Annotated in this window: 16 protein-coding genes; 5 read left to right on the forward strand and 11 right to left on the reverse strand. The window is 63.4% G+C overall.

From position 1 onward, the window contains the following. Nucleotides 1–8 precede the first annotated feature (8 nt). From narI to modA, 11 genes are all read right to left on the reverse strand, one after another. Entirely contained in the window at nt 9–797 is a 789-nt protein-coding gene (gene narI, locus ACMXX3_RS02700) for a respiratory nitrate reductase subunit gamma (protein ID WP_237185969.1), read from the reverse strand. After that, on the reverse strand, nt 794–1,582 hold the full coding sequence (gene narJ / locus ACMXX3_RS02705; protein WP_421083237.1) for a nitrate reductase molybdenum cofactor assembly chaperone: 789 nt from the start codon (nt 1,580–1,582) through the stop codon (nt 794–796). The genes narI and narJ overlap by 4 nt, the downstream gene beginning before the upstream one ends. Before the next feature lie 2 nt (nt 1,583–1,584). Beyond that, nucleotides 1,585–3,219 carry a nitrate reductase subunit beta gene (narH, locus tag ACMXX3_RS02710; protein WP_237194736.1) on the reverse strand — a complete coding sequence of 545 codons (1,635 nt, stop codon included), beginning with the start codon at nt 3,217–3,219 and terminating at the stop codon, nt 1,585–1,587. Then, nucleotides 3,219–6,941, reverse strand: a complete 3,723-nt coding sequence (locus ACMXX3_RS02715; RefSeq protein ID WP_421083238.1) for a nitrate reductase subunit alpha — start codon at nt 6,939–6,941, stop codon at nt 3,219–3,221. Before ACMXX3_RS02715 ends, narH begins: the two co-directional genes overlap by 1 nt. 106 nt (nt 6,942–7,047) lie before the next feature. Beyond that, nucleotides 7,048–8,187, reverse strand: coding sequence for a ThiF family adenylyltransferase (locus ACMXX3_RS02720; RefSeq protein ID WP_421083239.1), 1,140 nt, complete (start codon nt 8,185–8,187; stop codon nt 7,048–7,050). A gap of 65 nt (nt 8,188–8,252) precedes the next feature. Continuing rightward, complete coding sequence (locus ACMXX3_RS02725) at nt 8,253–8,774, reverse strand: molybdenum cofactor biosynthesis protein MoaE (protein ID WP_421083240.1); 522 nt, start codon at nt 8,772–8,774, stop codon at nt 8,253–8,255. After that, nucleotides 8,764–9,267, reverse strand: coding sequence for a MogA/MoaB family molybdenum cofactor biosynthesis protein (locus ACMXX3_RS02730; protein WP_421083241.1), 504 nt, complete (start codon nt 9,265–9,267; stop codon nt 8,764–8,766). Before ACMXX3_RS02730 ends, ACMXX3_RS02725 begins: the two co-directional genes overlap by 11 nt. Further along, entirely contained in the window at nt 9,264–9,755 is a 492-nt protein-coding gene (gene moaC, locus ACMXX3_RS02735; RefSeq protein WP_421083242.1) for a cyclic pyranopterin monophosphate synthase MoaC, read from the reverse strand. The genes ACMXX3_RS02730 and moaC overlap by 4 nt, the downstream gene beginning before the upstream one ends. Before the next feature lie 81 nt (nt 9,756–9,836). After that, nucleotides 9,837–11,177 carry a molybdopterin molybdotransferase MoeA gene (locus ACMXX3_RS02740; protein ID WP_421083243.1) on the reverse strand — a complete coding sequence of 447 codons (1,341 nt, stop codon included), beginning with the start codon at nt 11,175–11,177 and terminating at the stop codon, nt 9,837–9,839. Further along, nucleotides 11,174–12,034, reverse strand: a complete 861-nt coding sequence (locus ACMXX3_RS02745) for an ABC transporter permease (protein WP_421083244.1) — start codon at nt 12,032–12,034, stop codon at nt 11,174–11,176. The genes ACMXX3_RS02740 and ACMXX3_RS02745 overlap by 4 nt, the downstream gene beginning before the upstream one ends. 9 nt (nt 12,035–12,043) lie before the next feature. Beyond that, nucleotides 12,044–12,817, reverse strand: coding sequence for a molybdate ABC transporter substrate-binding protein (gene modA / locus ACMXX3_RS02750; RefSeq protein ID WP_421083245.1), 774 nt, complete (start codon nt 12,815–12,817; stop codon nt 12,044–12,046). A 148-nt stretch (nt 12,818–12,965) separates the two neighbouring features. Here modA and moaA point away from each other — a divergent pair, with 148 nt between their 5' ends. The 5 genes from moaA (at nt 12,966) to ACMXX3_RS02775 (ending at nt 17,381) form a co-directional block, all read left to right on the forward strand. Further along, on the forward strand, nt 12,966–14,099 hold the full coding sequence (moaA, locus tag ACMXX3_RS02755; protein WP_421083246.1) for a GTP 3',8-cyclase MoaA: 1,134 nt from the start codon (nt 12,966–12,968) through the stop codon (nt 14,097–14,099). 17 nt (nt 14,100–14,116) lie between these two features. Beyond that, nucleotides 14,117–14,398 carry a MoaD/ThiS family protein gene (locus ACMXX3_RS02760; protein WP_421083247.1) on the forward strand — a complete coding sequence of 94 codons (282 nt, stop codon included), beginning with the start codon at nt 14,117–14,119 and terminating at the stop codon, nt 14,396–14,398. A 9-nt stretch (nt 14,399–14,407) separates the two neighbouring features. Beyond that, a complete protein-coding gene (mobA, locus tag ACMXX3_RS02765; RefSeq protein ID WP_421083248.1) occupies nt 14,408–15,022 on the forward strand; it encodes a molybdenum cofactor guanylyltransferase in 615 nt (204 codons plus the stop codon). A 10-nt stretch (nt 15,023–15,032) separates the two neighbouring features. Continuing rightward, entirely contained in the window at nt 15,033–16,259 is a 1,227-nt protein-coding gene (locus ACMXX3_RS02770) for a molybdopterin molybdotransferase MoeA (RefSeq protein ID WP_421083249.1), read from the forward strand. A 123-nt stretch (nt 16,260–16,382) separates the two neighbouring features. Continuing rightward, nucleotides 16,383–17,381, forward strand: a complete 999-nt coding sequence (locus tag ACMXX3_RS02775; protein WP_421083250.1) for a LacI family DNA-binding transcriptional regulator — start codon at nt 16,383–16,385, stop codon at nt 17,379–17,381. The last annotated feature ends 58 nt before the right edge of the window (nt 17,382–17,439 follow it).

Genomic DNA, 17,439 nt, shown 5'->3' on the forward strand with positions numbered 1-17,439 from the left:
TGTTTTCCTTAGTGGTGGTGGTGCTGGCGCTCGACCGTGCGGGCGTCCTTATTCACGGAATCTGCGGTGCCGACCGGTGACCAGCCGCGGGCGTGGTTGCGCTTGCCGCGGGAGCGGTAGACGATGTAGGGCCGGAAGATGTAGTGCAGGGGTGCGGTGAAGGCGTGCACCAGGCGGGTGAAGGGCCAGAGGCAGAAGAGGATCATGGCCACAATGACGTGGATATGGAAGGAGGTAGTAGCGCTGGCCATGGCCTCGACGTTGGGCTGGAAGTAGAAGAGGGAGCGGAACCAGACCGAGACGGTTTCACGGTAGTTGTGGTGCCCCTCGATTTCCATGGCGTTGAAGAGGGTGGCAACTGAGCCAAGGACGATGGCTGAGGTCAGGGCTACATACATCATCTTGTCGTTCCAGGTGGTGGCGCGGAAGACGGTGGCCGAAGTGCGGCGGCGGTAAATCATGGCGAAGAGGCCGATCAGGGTAGCAACCGCTGCAATGGAGCCCAGTACCAGGGCGTTGATGTGGTAGAAGTGCTCCGAGATGCCAACCGCGTCAGTCCAGGACTTGGGGATCACCAGACCCACGATGTGGCCCACGAGCACGACCAGGATGCCGTAGTGGAACATGGGGGAGGCAATCCGCAGCAGCTTGGACTCGTACATCTGGGAGGAGCGGGTGGTCCAGCCGAACTGGTCGGTCTTGTAGCGCCAGAGAGTACCGCCGATGACGATGGCGAGGGTGATGTAGGGGAAGATGCCCCAGAGGAAGAAGTCGAGGGCGTTAACTGTGCCGGTCACAGGGTGGCTCCGTTCTTATGGTCGGCACCGATGGTGGCGCCGGGTGTCTGTTCGTGGGGCAGCAAAAGGGGTAGCAGGCGGGGGTCGCCAGGGGCCAGGGCCAGGCCGACGGCTTCTGCAGGCGGGCCTGCGGTGACCAGTTTCTGCACGTCCGCCTGAGTTTCTGGGGAAACTCCGGGTAGGGTCTGGCAGACCGCCTCAATCAGCTCGTAGTAGGGCAACTTGTCATCGCGCAGGGCCAGGCGAAGCAGTTCTAGGGAGGGTCGGTAGGCCTGTAGGGCTGCCCGCCCGGCCCGGGCGTCCACCAGGGCGGTGAATTCAAGAACCATGGGCAGGTAGTCCGGCAGTTCCCCGTGCAGGGTGGTGACCATGCCGGAGTCGCGGTACATCTGCTTGAAACGGGCCAGGGCCTCGCCGCGGCGGCGGGTATCGCCCTCGGTCCAGTAGGACAGGTGGAAGGCGTGGCGCCGTGACAGGTCGTACTCCTGTACGTATTCAGCCTGCATGGCGTCGAGCTCGGTTGTCTCGTACCAGGTCTTAATGCGGGCTACACCTCGCATTAGGTAGTCGTTGCCGGTTTCTTCGGCGAGCGCGGTGAGTTCGGGCAGCAGGGCGCGGGTTTCTTCGGAGGGGTAGCGCATGAGGACACTGGTGAGCTGGTAGACCACCGCGTCGGTGGGGTGCCCACTCCCCCAGTCCATGTCGAAGGGGTCGCCCGAGGGCGGGGTGGCAGGTTCCACCTCCGCCGCGTTGCGTTTGATGAGTTTGGAGAAGAATCCTGCCACGGCTAGACCTTCTTGCTTCCGGAGGTGTCGGGGAAGAGGGAGTCGGGGCGGGTTTTGCCATCCCACATGAAGATGTCGACCTTGCCGTCGGCGCGGGCGGCGTTAGCGTAGGAACCTGCGGAGACAGGCACGGGGCGATCACCGGGGTCGGTGAAGGCTCCGTCGTAGAGCATGCCGGGGCCGCCGTCGGTGTCGAGGGAGCAGCCGATTTCTTCGAGGTTGTGGGCGTCCTCTAGGTGGGCCGGAGGAATGACGTAGCGTTCTTCGTACTTGGAGATAGCCATGAGGCGGTACATCTCGTACATTTCTGCACCGGTCATGCCGACTTCGTGGGCGATCTCTTCGTTGCCGACGCCACCGAGGGTAATGTCTCGCATGTAGGCGCGCATGGCGGCTAGCTTTTTGAGCACATTGACCACGATGGTGGTGTCACCTGCGGTGAAGAGCTCGGCAAGGTATTCGACGGGGATACGCAGGGAGTCGATGGCTCCGAAGAGGTTGGCCTGGGACTCTGCGTCGTGGCCCTGTTCCTTGAGCAGGTCGATGATGGGTGAGAGCGGCGGTACGTACCAGACCATGGGCATGGTGCGGTATTCGGGGTGCAGGGGAAGGGCGATCTTCCATTCCTTGGCCAGCTTGTAGACCGGGGACTTCTGGGCTGCGGTGATCCAGGAGTCGGGGATACCCTGCTTGGTTGCCTCACGAATGACCTCGGGGTCAAAGGGATCAAGCATGATGTCGAGCTGGGCCTGGTAGAGCTGCTTTTCATCGGGTACCGAGGCTGCTTCGGTGACGCGGTCGGCGTCGTAGAGGAAGATACCGATGTAGCGCATGCGACCCACGCAGGTTTCGGCACAGACGGTGGGAATACCGTGCTCGATACGGGGGTAGCAGAAGGTACATTTTTCGGCCTTACCACTCTTGTGGTTGAAGTAGATCTTCTTGTAGGGGCAGCCGGTGATGCACTGGCGCCAGCCGCGGCACTGGTTCTGGTCGACCAGCACGATGCCGTCCTCTTCGCGCTTGTAGATAGCGCCGGAGGGGCAGGACGCCATGCAGGAGGGGTTGAGGCAGTGCTCGCAGATGCGGGGCAGGTAGAACATGAAGGTACGTTCGAACTCGAACTTGATCTTCTCTTCTGACTGCTGGCGTACCTTTTCAACCAGGGGGTCCAGGTGGCCGGACTCGTGGGCTCCGCCCAGGTTGTCGTCCCAGTTGGGGCCCCATTCGATGGAGGTGTCCTCACCGGTAATCAGAGATTTAGGACGCGCGGTGGGAAAGTCATCGCCTAGGGGCGCGTTGGTGAGGTTCTCGTAGTCGTAGGTCCAGGGTTCGTAGTAGTCCGAGAGTTCGGGCTGAACCGGGGAGGCGAAGAGGGTAAAGAGTTTCTTGAAGCGGTTACCGCTCTTGAGTTCCAGGCGTCCGCGCTTGTTCAGCACCCAGCCGCCCTTCCACTTTTCCTGGTCTTCGTAGCGGCGGGGGTAGCCCTGGCCGGGGCGGGTCTCGACGTTGTTGAACCAGACGTATTCGGTACCGGCTCGGTTGGTCCAGGCCTGCTTACAGGTGACGGAGCAGGTGTGGCAGCCCAGGCACTTGTCGAGGGCCATGATCATTGAAACTTGTGCCATGACGCGCATTAGTAGGTTACCTCCTGCTTGCGGCGGCGAATTCTTGAAACGATATCTCGCTGGTTACCGGTGGGTCCTAGGTAGTTGAAGGCGTAGGCCTGGTGGGCGTAGCCACCGATCAGGTGGGTGGGTTTGACCATGATGCGGGTGACGGAGTTGTGAATGCCGCCTCGCTTGCCCGAGACTTCTGACTTGGGAATGTTGACCAGGCGCTCCTGGGCGTGGTGCACGTAGACCACACCTTCAGGCATACGGTGGGAGACCACCGCGCGGCCCACGAAGACGCCGTTGGCGTTCTCGCACTCGATCCAGTCATGGTCCTTGACCCCGATTTTGGCGGCGTCCGCCGGACTCATCCAGGCGTGGGTGCCACCGCGGGAGAGGGTCTGCATGTAGAGGTTGTCGTGGTAGGAGGAGTGGATAGCCCACTTGTTGTGAACCGTAACGTAGCGCACAGCCACCGAGAGGTCGCCGGTCTCACCGATTTCAGGTTCGCCAAAGAGGTTGTGCATATCCAGTGGCGGGCGGTAGACCGGCAGCTGCTCGCCCATCTCGCTCATCCAGTCGTGGTCGAGGAAGAAGTGCATACGACCGGTGAGGGTGTGGAAGGGCTTGAGCTGCTCGATGTTGAGGGTGAAGGGGGCGTAGCGGCGTCCGCCGGTTTCAGAACCTGACCACTCGGGTGAGGTGAAGACGGGGCAGGGTCGGTCCTGGGTATCGCGGAACTTAATGCGCTTTTCTTCGTTACCCTCAGCCAGGTGGTGCATCTTTTTGCCCACCCGCTTTTCCAAGGCTTTGAAGCCCTTGAGAGCAACGGGACCGTTGGAGGTACCCGAAAGAGCCAGGATGGTGTCGGCCAGTTTGATATCGGTGTCGAGAGCCGGCAGGCCAGCGCCCTTACCGCTACCCATGACGCCGTGTTCCTCAGCAAGCTGGGCCAGCTGCTCGTTGACGTCCACGGTCACGAACTTAGTGGTGGTGCCCAGCTTGGAGAGCAGGGGGCCAACAGAGGTGTACATGTCGTAGATAGCCGGGTAGTCGCGCTCCACCACGGTGAAGATGGGCATATTCTTACCCGGGATACCCTTGATGCCCTGGTTCTTCCAGTCAGGTGCATGGCCGCCGGGCTGCGCCAGCTGACCGGGGGTATCGTGCTGCAGGGGCACGGATACCAGGTCGCTGCGCTTGCCCAGGTGCTTGGCTGCCCACTTAGAGAAGAGGTAGGCCAGCTCCTTGAAGACCTGGTGGTCGGTCTTGGTCTCCCAGGGCGGGTTGATGGCCGGGGAGAAGGCGTGGATGTAGGGGTGCATGTCGGTAGAGGAAATATCGTGCTTCTCGTACCAGGTAGCGGCGGGGAAGACGATGTCCGACAGCAGGGTGGATGAGGTCATGCGGTAGTCGGTAGTGACCAGCAGGTCCAGCTTGCCCTGGGGGGCTTCCTGGGCCCACTTGACCTCGGCGGGCTTGAAGTCCTCGGCGTCCTGGCCCCTCACGGAGTTGTGGGTGCCCAGCAGGTGCTTGAGGAAGTATTCCTCACCCTTGGCGGAGGAGCCCAGCAGGTTGTTGCGCCAGAGCACCAGGGTACGGGGCCAGTTGACCGGGTTGTCGACGTCCTCCACCGAGAAGTCCAAGTCACCCGAGTTGAGGCGCTGGGCCACATAGTCGGCCTCAGAAGCGGCGGTGCCTGCGGCAACCGCTGCGGCACCGGCGTCCGCCAGATCCAGGGAGTTCTCGGGGAACTGGGGGTAGAAGGGCATCCAGCCCATGCGCACGGAGCGGGCCAGGACGTCCGCGGTATGGACGCCGCGCAAATCCCCCTTGGCCAGGGGCGATTGCAGGGCATCGGTTGAGCGCCCATCGGAGCGGAACTGGTCGGTGTGCATGTACCAGAAGGCGGTACCGGCCTGGGTGCGCGGCGGGCGGATCCAGTCGAGAGCGTTGGCCATGTGGGCCCAGCCGGTGATGGGGCGGGCCTTCTCCTGGCCGACGTAGTGGGCCCAGCCGCCGCCGTTGCGGCCTTCGGCGCCGCACATCATGAGCAGGGCAAGAATTGCACGGTAGGTGGTGTCGCCGTGGTACCACTGGCAGATGCCGGCGCCCATGATAATCATGGTGCGCCCGCCCGAGTCAATGGAGTTCTGGGCGAACTCGCGGGCGGTGCGGATTACGGCTTCTGCGGGTACGGAGGTGATGGCCTCCTGCCAGGCGGGGGTGTACTGGGTCTCGGCGTCCTCAAAGCCTGTTGCCCAGTGACCGGGCAGGCCGGGGCGGCCGATGCCGTACTGGGCCAGCATGAGGTCAAAGACGGTGGTGACGGTCTTGCCCTCAACGGTAATGGTGGGCACGCCACGGGTGATGACCTTGCCACGGCCCGAGGGTTCATCGAAGGCAGGTAGTTTGATTTCGACGGCCCTTTCGGCCCCGGTGGGCAGATCCAGAATCGAGAGGGCAGGCTTGATACCCTGCAAGTCCAGGTTCCATTTGCCCTCATCTTCTGCGTTGTAGCGGTAGCCCATAGATCCGTTGGGTACGACAACCTCGCCGGTCTCCCGGTTGAGCAGGGCGGTCTTGAAGGCTGCATCGGGCACAGATGCGTGCTCAGAAAGGTTCGCTGCGGTGAGGAACTTGCCGGGTACGGTGGTGCCATCTTCCCGGGTTTCGAGGGTAATGAGGAAGGGGAAGTCGGTGTAGGTGCTCACGTAGTTCTCGAAGAAGTCCACGCGGCGGTCCACGAAGTTTTCTTTCAGAATCACGTGACCCATGGCCATGGCCAGGGCTGCGTCGGTGCCGGCCTGGGCGGGCAGCCACTCGTCGGCGAACTTGGTGTTATCGGCGTAGTCGGGTGAGACAGAGACGACCTTGGTGCCGCGGTAGCGCACCTCGGCCATCCAGTGGGCATCGGGGGTGCGGGTGACCGGAATGTTGGAGCCCCACATCATCAGGTAGGTGGCATCCCACCAGTCACCGGATTCGCGCACGTCGGTCTGGTCGCCGAAGACCTGGGGTGAGGCAACCGGCAGGTCGGCGTACCAGTCATAGAAGGAGGTCATCACGCCGCCAATGAGCTCAATGTAGCGGGCACCGGAGGCGTGGGAGACCATGGACTTAGCCGGAATGGGTGAGAAGCCGATGTTACGGTCAGGCCCGTAGGTCTTGATGGTGTGAATCTGGGCTGCAACGACCATTTCGAGGGCCTCTGCCCAGGAGCCACGCACCAGGCCACCCTTACCGCGGGCGCTCAGGTAGCGGGAGCGCTTCTCGGGGTCGCTCACGATGGAGGCCCAGGCTTCGACGGGGTCACCCAGGCGGGCGCGGGCTTCGCGGTACATTTCAAGCAGCACACCGCGAATGTAGGGGTACTTCACGCGGGTCGGTGAGTAGGTGTACCAGGAGAAGGCCGCACCGCGGGGGCAGCCGCGCGGTTCGTATTCAGGGCGGTCGGGGCCGACGGTGGGGTAATCGGTGGCCTGGGCCTCCCAGGTGATCACGCCGTCTTTGACGAAGACCTGCCAGGAACAAGAACCGGTGCAGTTAACGCCGTGGGTGGAGCGGACGACCTTGTCATGGCTCCAGCGGTTGCGGTAGAAGACGTCGCCTGCCCGGCCGCCGGTAAGGAAGGCGGCGCGACCGTCATCGGTTTCGTCCCACTTGGTGAAGAATTTGCCGAATTTGATGAGCTTATCAGTGAGCGGCCCGTCGGGCCCAGGTGTGTGTGATGCCTGCTGTGTCATGGGCACCAGTCTACCCAAAATATTGCGTAATAAATACCGAATAAAAATGTTCGCTAATTACGTATTCATAATGCATGTTTGCCAGGTCGGGCTAGCGGGCTTCCCGTTAGCCCCGTGTTTGCAACCAGGCATCCATTCCACCTTCAACACTGTAGAGGTCGCTAAAACCGGCGGCGGTGAGCAGGTTCAGAGCCTCAAGCGAGCGCACCCCGGCTGCACAGTAGAGGGCGTACCGCCCCCGGTGGCTAGGCAGCACGGTATCAATAGCAGGTTGAAGACCGGTATCGCTGGCCGCTTGGCGAATCAGGGAAAGCGGTAGGTTGAAGCTGCCCGGCACAGCCAGCGCCCTGTGCTCGTGCGGCTCCCGCACGTCAATCAGGGGCACTCCCTCAAAATAGGCGGAGCCTGAAATGTCGGCCCAGGTGACCTCCGTGCCGTACTGGTCAGGCTCGGCGGTAGCGGGCTCCCAGTCGGCAGCAGGCAGACGCGCAGGCTCAGCAGGAGTGGCGCGGGTGGACGATGCAACCAGGGGGATGTACTCCCAGCGGCCGGTCAGGCCGGTGTAGTAGCCCACTTCGCCCATGAGGGGCTGGCCAATGCCGGTCAGGATTTTGATGGTTTCCATGGCCATAGCCGTGCCGATCACCCCGGCGAGCGCACCGATGACACCGGCAGTAGCGCAGTTTGGCACTGAACCTGGTGCAGGTTCGACCGGGTAGAGGTCTTCGTAAATCGGCCCATGCCCTGCCCAAAAGACGCTCATTTGGGCATCAAAGCCGAGGATTGCACCCCAGACGTGGGGAATGCCCAGAGCGGCTGCGGCACGGGAGGCGGTGTAGCGGGTGGGGAAGTTGTCGGAACCGTCCACCAGCACGTCCACCCCGGCCAGCAGTTTTTCTGCGTTGGCGTCGGTCAGGCGTTCCTTGACGGTTTCGACCGCAACCAGGGGGTTGAGTTCACGCAGAGTCTGGGCGGCTGAATCTGCCTTGGATGCTCCCACCCGGGCATAGGAGTGGACCACCTGGCGGTGCAGGTTAGAGGTTTCTACCGTGTCGTCGTCAATCACGATAATGCGCCCAACACCGGCGCCTGCCAGGTAGAGCAAGGCCGGGGACCCCAGGCCGCCTGCCCCAATCACCGCAACCGTTGCCGCGCTCAGCTTTTCCTGGCCCACCTGCCCCATCTCCGGCAGAATCATCTGCCGCCCGTAGAGCTGGTAGGCCAGCGAGGTTAGTTCAGAGGTCATAGGAAGTCTTTCTCTAGAGTGGGGCTGAAGCCCACCTGCCATTTCGTACCTTCGACTCGAAAGCCTTAGCCGGTGGGCGTATCGATTCCCACCCACTGCACGCTGCCGTCGGTGAGTTCTTGTTCTTTCCAGATGGGCACCTGGGCCTTGATGCGGTCGGCAGCCAAAGAGCAGGCGGTGAAGGCTGTGCCGCGGTGGGCTGCCGCTGCAAGGACGGTGAGGGCGGATTCGCCGATAGGGATGGGGCCGATGCGGTGGGCAGCCCAGAGGCGCACGCCGGGGATTTCTTCTGCCACCGAGTGCAGGGCGCGTTCCAGGTAGTCGGACGCCTGGGGGTGGGCAGAGTAGGCTAGGGCGGCTACCGGCTGGCCATGGTCGTGGTCGCGCACGATGCCGTCGAATACAACGAGGGCGCCCATGGCGCGGGTCATGGTTGCTTCTTTCGCTCCTGCTAGGAGAGGTTCAAGGGGTTCTTCGGTGATGGAGGCGTGTACGACGGTGGAATCTACCGGTTCGAACGGACGCCCGGCGTAGGGATTAGCCACCGAGGGGGCTGTGGTGTGAGGGTCTGTGCGGTTAATGGTCATGGTAGTCCTCTAGCTGGCGGCAGATGTGGGTGACGAGGGGTTCGAGCACGGCACAGCCGTCCTTGACTCCTCCGGTGGAGCCGGGCAGGGTCATGATGAAGCTGGTGCCGATGACGCCGGCGATTCCGCGGGAGAGCACGGCGGCGGGGGTGTTTTCGAGGCCCCGGCGCCAGAAGGCGTGCATGATGCCGGGGACTTCTTTGGTCAGGTGGGGGCGCACTGCCTCAACGGTTGTATCGTCTGAGTTAAGGCCGGTTCCGCCGCTGGTCAGAATGAAGGTGGGCAGGTTACCGGTAGCGACCAGCCGGTCGATGTAGGCGGGGACGTCCGCGTCCGCCACCACAACGGCGTCGGGGGTGTCGAAGCCCTGGTCGCGCAGCCAGGCTACTGCTAGGGGGCCGGACTTGTCCTCGTAGATACCGCGGGCGGCACGGGTAGAGGCCACAATCACCAGGCCGGTGCGGTTCTCGGGCAGGGTGTAGCTACTGCTCACTGCTCTACCTTCCAGTCACCGGATTTTCCGCCGGTTTTTTCCAGGACCCGCAGGCCGGTGATGGTGGCCTGCTTATCGACGGCCTTGATCATGTCGTAGACGGTGAGGGCCGCGCCGGAGACCGCGCTCAAGGCTTCCATTTCTACGCCGGTGACTCCGCGGGTTTTGACCAGGGCTTCGATGCGGACGCGGTCGGGGTGGCGTTCGAAGTCGATGGTGATTTTGCCCAGGGGCAGGGGGTGGCAGAGCGGGATGATGTCGGGGGTTTTCTTGGCTGCCATGATGCCGGCGACGCGGGCGACGGGCAGGGCGTCCCCCTTGGGTAGGTCGGCGTCGAAGATTTTGTTGATGACATCCGCCCTGGTGATGACGTAGCCTTCGGCTATGGCGGTGCGGGTGGTTTCGTTCTTTTCGGTGACGTCGACCATGTGGGCGCTGCCATCGGCGCGCACGTGGGTGAGGTTTCCGTTGGGGGTGGGGGCGGTCATGGTCCTTGGCTTAGCCTCTCAACACAAAATTAATCAGTATTTACTATACGTGATTCGCTGACAGGGGTGTCTACCTGCACCTCACAGGGCAATATACCGCACCAGTTCACCGCCGCGGTAGATTCCCCCCGGTTCCAGTTCCACCAGGGCGTCGGCTCGGGCCGCCTGTAGGAGCAGATGGGAGCCGGTTGCGGCGTCCGGGGTCAGCAGGGTTAGGACGCTCCCGTCCGCCTGAGTCTGCCGAGTGAGGCGGGCTCGGCGGTACTGGGTTTTTCCATCCGGTGCCGCGATGGGGGCATCGAGCACCAGCTGGCCGTAGGTGTCCGACTGGTCTTCTGCTGCCAGGTGGGCCAGGGCAGGGCGCAGGAGCAGGTGGTAGCTGATGAGGGTGCTCACAGGGTTGCCCGGCAGACAGAGTACCGGCAGCACCCTACCGTCGGGGGCCTTAAGCAGGGCCAGACCTTGGGGGCCACCGGGCTGCTGGGCAACGTGGCCGAACCAGCTGGCTCTCATCTGCACCCCACCGACAGGAGCAGTAGCCAGAGCCGCCAACCCCAGACGCACCACCTCGTATTTGCCGTGACTGATACCGCCGCTGGTCACAATAAGATCGGGCGCCCAGCGGGCTAGGGCACCTTGCAGGGCCGCGCAGAAATCCTCTACCGAGTCCCCGATAGGCAGGTGGTCGGTGATGCAGCCCTCCTGAGCAAGCAGGGCCGCCAGCACCGGGCCGTTGGCGTCAAAAATCTGCCCGGAAGCAGGCGCCCGGCCTGCCCCAGCGACCTCGTCACCACCTGTCACCACCAGCACCCGAAGGGGGCGGTAGACCGGCACACTCGCGATTCCCTGGGCGGCCAGGGCACCAATGAGGGTCGGGGTCAGGCGACTGCCGCCCTCTGCTAGGAGCTGGCCTGCGGCAACGTCCTCTCCCACAGCCCGTACGAAAGCACCGGGGGCAGCCGGGGGTATATCCACCTGCCCACCCTCAGCTACGAAGCCCGCGGCGTCCGTCTCTCCTGCCAGAGGGCTAGTGCGCTCAACGGGGACAACGGTGGTGTACCCTTCCGGCAGCGGAGCTCCCGTCATGACCGGGTAGACCAGGGTATCGCTCACCGGTAGCCCTGCGCCGGTGGCCCCGGCAGGAACGTCCTGCCCCACCCGAAAAACCCGCTGGGCTGCCCGGGCGGCAGCGCTGGTGAGGGCGTAACCGTCCATCTGGGAGTTGGCGAAGGAGGGCTGGGGGGCCAGCGCGTAGAGGGACTCAGCGAGCTGAGCCCCGGCAGCCTCCCCCAGAGGCAGGTTATAGGGGGTGCGGGCGACAGTGGCAGCCACCAGGTCACGCACACAAGAAGCATAGGCCTGCGGCTGAAGGCGGGAGCCAGTGGGAAGCATACGGGCAAGGGTTTCTATAGGCAGCGTCATGAGGGGCGGCCTCCTTTCAGGTGCCCCAGCCAGAGAGCCAGGGCTCCGGCGGCTAGCAGGCCCAGGTAGAGGGCAATGAGCATGAGCGCTGAGCCCAGGGCTGCCTCCATGCGGTTGGAGCTCAGCGCCAACTCAATGGCCAGGGGGATAGTTCGGGTGACGCCCTCGATATTTCCAGCGAAGGTAACGGTTGCCCCGTATTCGCCCAGGGCGCGGGCAAAGGTCAGGACGGCCGCCGTCAGCAGGCCGGGGGCAGCCAGCGGTAGCAGCACCCGGGTGGTGACTTCCGCGGGGCTGGCCCCCTCTAGCCGGGCGATTTCTGCGTACTCGGGCGGCAGGGCCCGCAGGGTGGTGACCAGGGTGGCCACGAAGAAGGGCAGGGCAACAAAAGTCTGGGCCAGTACCACGGCCACCGGGGTGTAGGCCACTGAGATACCGGCGGTATCGAGCCAGGAACCGAGCAGGCCACGCCTCCCCCAGAAGAAGAGCAGGGCTAGACCCGAAACCACCGGAGAAAAAATGATGGGGGTATAGATCAGCCCGTAGAGGGGCCAGGTCAGGCGGCGGGCCCGCGATTTTTCCAGCACCGTGGCAAGTACTAGGGCGGTGGGGGTGCCCAGCAGGGCCGAGATAAGGGTGGTGGTCAGCGCTGTGAGCACCGAGAGCCTAACGGCGCCCAGGGCAGCTGGTTCCGTCAGAAGCTGGGGCAAGCTCCCCCAGGGGGTCCGCACCAGAAGGGCCAGCAGGGGCCCGGCAATCAGGGCCAGGGTCAGCAGGGTGGGGAGCACGGCGTGGGCAGGAACGGAGGTAAAGGGGCTACCGCCGGGCTTGGGCGGGGCGGGTGCGGGTGTGCTCATAGTCCTAGTTTAGGCAGGTTCGAAGCCGTAGTCGGTGAGAATCTGGGCAGCTTTCTCAGAGGTGGCGAGCCAGTTGGCGAAATCTTGGGCGCTCGTCTTGGTCTGACCGGTGGTGGTCAGCGCCAGGGGGTAGGCGTTACGTTCCAGATTGGGCAGGTCGATGACGGTGATGTCTTCGGTGGCCAAGAGAGCTGCGGCATCGGTGGTGTAGATAAAGCCGGCGTCGACCTGACCGGTTGCCACCTTGGTAGAAACTGACGAAACATCAGTCTCTTCGGTAGAGTTAGCCAGTTCTATGCCCTGACGATCAAGCTCCTGGTAGGCCAGGCGCCCGCAGGGCACCTGTGCAGCGCAGATGGCGGTCATGACGCCGGCGGCAGCGAGGTCATCGACGCTATCGATGGCAGCAGGGTTACCCGGGGCGGTGGCCAGCACCAGGGCGTTTGTGGCAATGGTTTCTGGGGTAGCACTGCCTAGGTCTTCAACCTTTTCGAGGGCCTGGCTCATGGTGGCGCTATCGGCGGTTAACAGTAGATCCGGTGTTGCCCCTTCTGCCATCTGGGTCACCAGTTGGGTTGAACCAGCGTAGGTGGCGGTAATCTGCACCCCAGGGTTATCGCTGCGGTAGGCGGTAATAAGCTCATCACCCACCGCGCTAAAGGATGCCGCGGCAAAGAGCTGAACCTCGGCGTCCTGCCCCTGATCCCGGGATGAGGACGCTGCTCCCCCGCAGGCGCTCAAACCCAACAGCAGGGAAAGGGTGAGGGGGCTCAGACGGCGCATGGGGTCTCCAATAACGGGGGGGGTAACAGTGGCAGTGGTGGGGCCTTTGTCTATAGATTAGTGTAGAGCCAGGTGGTGTTCTTCACCCGGTTTCGATAGGCTAAATATTACATCTGAAATACTGATTAAGACTTGTGAAAGTGTGGGTATGCCCCAATCCTCCGCCCTCGTTCCCCCGGTCCCCCTGGGTTCTACAATCCCCGTGGTCACCGGTGGTCTGACTGCCGCCACCCGGCAAGGGGCCCCCACCAGCGGGCCTCTCGCTGACCGCTGGGGTAGAAGCGCCACAGACCTGCGCATCTCGCTCATGGACAAGTGCAACCTGCGCTGTGTCTACTGCATGCCCGCCGAGGGGCTCAACTGGCTCCCGGGCAGCCAGCTTCTCACCCTCGATGAGGTGGTCCGCCTGGTACGGGTGGGCGTACAGGAGTTAGGGATAGAAGAGGTACGCTTCACCGGCGGCGAGCCCCTGGTACGAGCCGATTTGACCGACATTATTGCGGCAGTCCGTGCCAACCACCCCCACCTACCCATCGCCCTGACCACCAACGGCATAGGGCTCGAAAAAAAAGTGGACACCCTCGCAGCAGCCGGGCTCAACCGGGTGAACGTCTCCCTCGATACCATCTGCCCCGAAACCTTTGCTCAGCTCACCCGCAGAGACAAGCTGGCCTCCGTGCTCACCGGGATTGAGGCGGCCGCAGCAGCCGGGCTCACCCCCCTCAAAATCAACGCGGTCCTCATGGCCGGCGTCAACGATGAGCAGGGCCATGAACTCCTCACCTGGGCTTTAGAGGGCGGCTACCAGCTCCGCTTCATCGAACAGATGCCCCTGGACGCCGACCACAACTGGACCCGCGAAGGCACCATCACCGCCGAGCAGATTCGTCAACGCCTGGCTGACCACTACGACCTGCTGCCCCACGGGCGTCCGCGCGGGGCCTCCCCCGCAGCCCTCTGGGACGTCTACCCGCTGGGTCACGCCGGCACAGCAGAGCCCCTGGGCCAGGTAGGCATTATCGCCTCGGTCACCGAGCCCTTCTGCTCAGCATGCACTCGCACCCGCATCACCGCCGACGGCAAGGTGCGCTCCTGCCTCTTCTCCCTGACCGAAACCGACCTCATGGGCGCTCTGCGCGGCGGAGCCAGCGATACTGAACTGGCTCAGATCTGGCGCGGAGCCATGTGGGCCAAGCCCAAGGCTCACGGCAAGGATACCGTCGGTTTCGACGCCCCCGACTTCACCCAACCTACTCGATCCATGAGCGCCATCGGCGGCTAAGATTCAAGGACTACCCCATGCAGATTAACTTCTTCGCTGCGGCCCGGGCGGCAGCTGGCCTACCCGGCGTGACGGTTGAGCTAGAGCAGCTCCCCACCCCCACACTCGCCGGTCTCCAGGCCTACCTAACGCGCGAATTTACCGGGGCTACCCCCTCGGGTCAGACCCTGGCAGATATTCTGCCCCGCTGCACCTTCCTCGTGGACGGGGTTGCAGCAAGCACAGAAGCCCAGAATGATTCTGCCCTTCTGCAAGAGGCCCAGCGCCTGGACGTCCTGCCCCCCTTTGCCGGTGGATAGGCAGCACTTATGACCGATATGAAGTATTCGGCCTTGATCTTGGCAGGCGGACGTTCCTCCCGTCTGGGCGGGGTACCCAAGGCCCTCCTGTCGAATGGCTCATCCACCCTGCTTGAGCAGGCCCTGGCAGCCTGCGCCGGGGCTAGCACCCGCATTGTGGTGGGTCCAGCAGACCTTACCCTGCCCGGCGGGGTGTTGCAGACCCGGGAAGAACCAGCCTTCGGCGGGCCAGCAGCTGGGATCTCCGCTGGGCTGAGCGCCCTCAAGAAAACCAACCCGGGCCTCTTGAGCTCGTCCCAGCACTGGGTGCTAGTTCTTTCCTGCGACCTGCCCCGCGTTGGGGCCGCAGTTCCCCTGCTCCTTGAGGCGGCGGCGTCCGCACCGGAGCAGGTGACCGGCTACTGGGCTGTGGCGGAGGGTATCGCTCAGCCCCTGCTGGGTATCTACCGGGCTACCTCCCTTGCCCCGGCCTTTGAGGGAGAAACCGCAAACGCCTCCGTCCGCCGTTTTCTCAGCCCCCTTGCACCCACCGAGCTAGAACTGCCCGCCGAACTCACCGCCGACGTCGACACCTGGGAAGCCGCCCGCGCTGCTGGTTTCACCCAGGTTCCCCCTACCCCCTAAGGACAGCACCGTGCACCACACCAGCTGGCAGCAGGCCAGGCAGCTCCTGCACCAGGCAGGGACGACCCTTGCCCGAACCGATGAAGAGGTGCCCCTCGCCCAGGAGGCTATCGGCAGAACCCTGAGCAAGGACGCCCGCGCCCTGCTGCCGGTGCCCCACTATGATTCCTCAGCTATGGACGGCTACGCCACCGCTGGTGCTCCACCCTGGCAGCTGCTCACCCACCCGCCAGCAGTAGAGGGCGAGAATATCCACCAGCGAGTTCTGCCCCTTACCCCCGGCCAGGCTACCCCCGTTCTGACCGGCGGGCTTATTCCCCCGGGCACCGACGCCGTGATTCGCCAGGAACACGCCCTGGTAGACGGCAGCACCCTCAGCCCCGACCCCAAAGTTTTTGGTCAAGGCTACCCGGCACCCGGTGCCGATATACGACGGGCAGGTGAAGAACTTTCAGCCGACAGCACGGTACTTCCCGCGGGAACACCCATTACCGCCCGCCACCTCGGTGCCCTAGCCACCCTCGGCCTTGACACCGTCACCGTCACCGCCCGCCCCACCGTCGCTATCGCCTACACCGGCAACGAAATAATTAACTCCGGCCTCCCCGGCCCAGGCCAGGTGCGCGACGCCTACTCCATGGCCTTCCCCCACATCATCGAAAACCTGGGAGCCAGCGTTAGCAGCGTCCGCCGTCTGCCCGACAGCAAAGCCCAGCTCACCGACTGGCTCACCACCACCGGCGCCGACCTGCTGCTTATTACTGGCGGCTCCTCTACCTCCACCGCAGACTGGGTACGCCGCGCCCTAGCTGACCTAGACGCCAGCTACCTCTTCGAATCCGTCGCTATTCGCCCCGGCCACCCGGCCCTGGCCGCCCGCCTACCGACCAAGAGCAACCCAACCTCCCCGCTCGTCCTCGGCCTACCCGGCAACCCCCTAGCGGCCTATACCGCCCTCTACTCTTACCTACCAGCCTGGCTCACCGGCGCCACTGGTGCTCCCCTGGCCGAGCTGGCCGAAGGCGTCCTCACCCACCCGGTACCCGGCTACCGCAAACACGACCTGCGCCTGCTCCCAGCCGCCCTCACCCCTAGCGCTGAAGGCCTAACCCTCACCCCCCTGCCCAAGACCCAGTCCCATATGCTCACCAGCTTCGCCACCGCCAACGCTCTGGCGCTCATCCCAGCAGGGGGTGCCGAAGCAGGCACCAGAGTGCCCTACCTCCCCCTGGACTAAGAGAAAACGAACCCACCCGGCCATACCCCTTCCCATTTTTAGACCTGGCTCACAGCACATATAATGGAACACCTGACCAGAAAATCCATAGCTTCATCACGACCCACACCACCGGAGAAGAACGTGCCCCAGCCTAAACTCGGCGACGTCGCCGCCCTAGCAGGCGTCTCCCCCACCACAGTCTCCCGGGTCCTCAACAACCGCGGCTACATCTCAGAAGCAACCCGCACCAAAGTCTTCGATGCCATGCAAACCATCGGCTACCGGCCCAACGCCATCGCCCGTTCCCTGCAAGGCCAAAAAAGCCAGCTCATCGGTCTCATCTTCCCCTCCGTAGCAATCCCCTTCTACGGCGAAATGGCCTACCGCATCGAATCCCACCTTGCCGACATCGGCTACAAGACCATCCTCTGCAACAGCAACGACCACCCAGAATCCGAACAGCGCTACCTCGACATGCTGATCGCTAACCAGGTCGACGGAGTCATCACCGGCGCCCACTCTGAAGTCGTTGAAAACTTCCCGCACTTTGGAGCCCCCTTAGTCACCATCGACCGACTCGACACCGGCAAGGCTCCCAATGTCAGCTGCGACAACTTTGACGGAGCCTACCGGGCAACCCGCCTGCTCATCGAGACCGGGGCAACCGCAATCGCCCACATCACCTCCACCCTCTCCCCCCACAACAAGCGTCAGCAGGGCTACCGCCAGGCCATGGAAGAAGCCGGCCTAACCCCCCTCTACCTGGAACTCGGCTTCACCACCCCGCACCAGACCAACCGCGAACGCATCGAAGCTTTTCTTCAGGACAACCCGCAGATCACCGCAGTCTTTGCCTCCAACGACGTCTACGCAGCTGCTGTCCTCGACTATGCCCGAGCCCGGGGACTGAAAGTCCCAGAGCAGCTCCAGGTAGTTGGGTTCGACGGCTCGTCATCTGTCCGTTCCCTCCTGCCCCACCTCACCACCGTCGTCCAGCCCATCGACGCCATCGCCCAACGCGCCGTTGCCCAACTCGTTCACGCAATCTCCGGCAGCGAAGAACCCCTCACCGGCTGTGATGTTCTCCCGGTAGATATCAGCTACGGAAGTACAACCCTCCCGTTTTCCCAAAACCAATAAAACCAGAGGACCGCAAGCAACATGCTTACGGTCCTCGGTTTATCAAGCTATGAGGCAA

Source organism: Rothia nasimurium (genome assembly GCF_049068285.1).
Lineage (GTDB): Bacteria > Actinomycetota > Actinomycetes > Actinomycetales > Micrococcaceae > Rothia > Rothia nasimurium_I.

Coding starts and splice junctions, on each gene's coding strand:
- narH (WP_237194736.1), bottom strand. CDS start 3,219: ATGCGCGTCATGGCACAAGTTTCAATGATCATGGCCCTCGACAAGTGC.
- ACMXX3_RS02715 (WP_421083238.1), bottom strand. CDS start 6,941: ATGACACAGCAGGCATCACACACACCTGGGCCCGACGGGCCGCTCACT.
- ACMXX3_RS02720 (WP_421083239.1), bottom strand. CDS start 8,187: ATGACCTCTGAACTAACCTCGCTGGCCTACCAGCTCTACGGGCGGCAG.
- ACMXX3_RS02725 (WP_421083240.1), bottom strand. CDS start 8,774: ATGACCATTAACCGCACAGACCCTCACACCACAGCCCCCTCGGTGGCT.
- moaC (WP_421083242.1), bottom strand. CDS start 9,755: ATGACCGCCCCCACCCCCAACGGAAACCTCACCCACGTGCGCGCCGAT.
- ACMXX3_RS02740 (WP_421083243.1), bottom strand. CDS start 11,177: ATGACGCTGCCTATAGAAACCCTTGCCCGTATGCTTCCCACTGGCTCC.
- ACMXX3_RS02745 (WP_421083244.1), bottom strand. CDS start 12,034: ATGAGCACACCCGCACCCGCCCCGCCCAAGCCCGGCGGTAGCCCCTTT.
- modA (WP_421083245.1), bottom strand. CDS start 12,817: ATGCGCCGTCTGAGCCCCCTCACCCTTTCCCTGCTGTTGGGTTTGAGC.
- moaA (WP_421083246.1), top strand. CDS start 12,966: ATGCCCCAATCCTCCGCCCTCGTTCCCCCGGTCCCCCTGGGTTCTACA.
- ACMXX3_RS02760 (WP_421083247.1), top strand. CDS start 14,117: ATGCAGATTAACTTCTTCGCTGCGGCCCGGGCGGCAGCTGGCCTACCC.
- mobA (WP_421083248.1), top strand. CDS start 14,408: ATGACCGATATGAAGTATTCGGCCTTGATCTTGGCAGGCGGACGTTCC.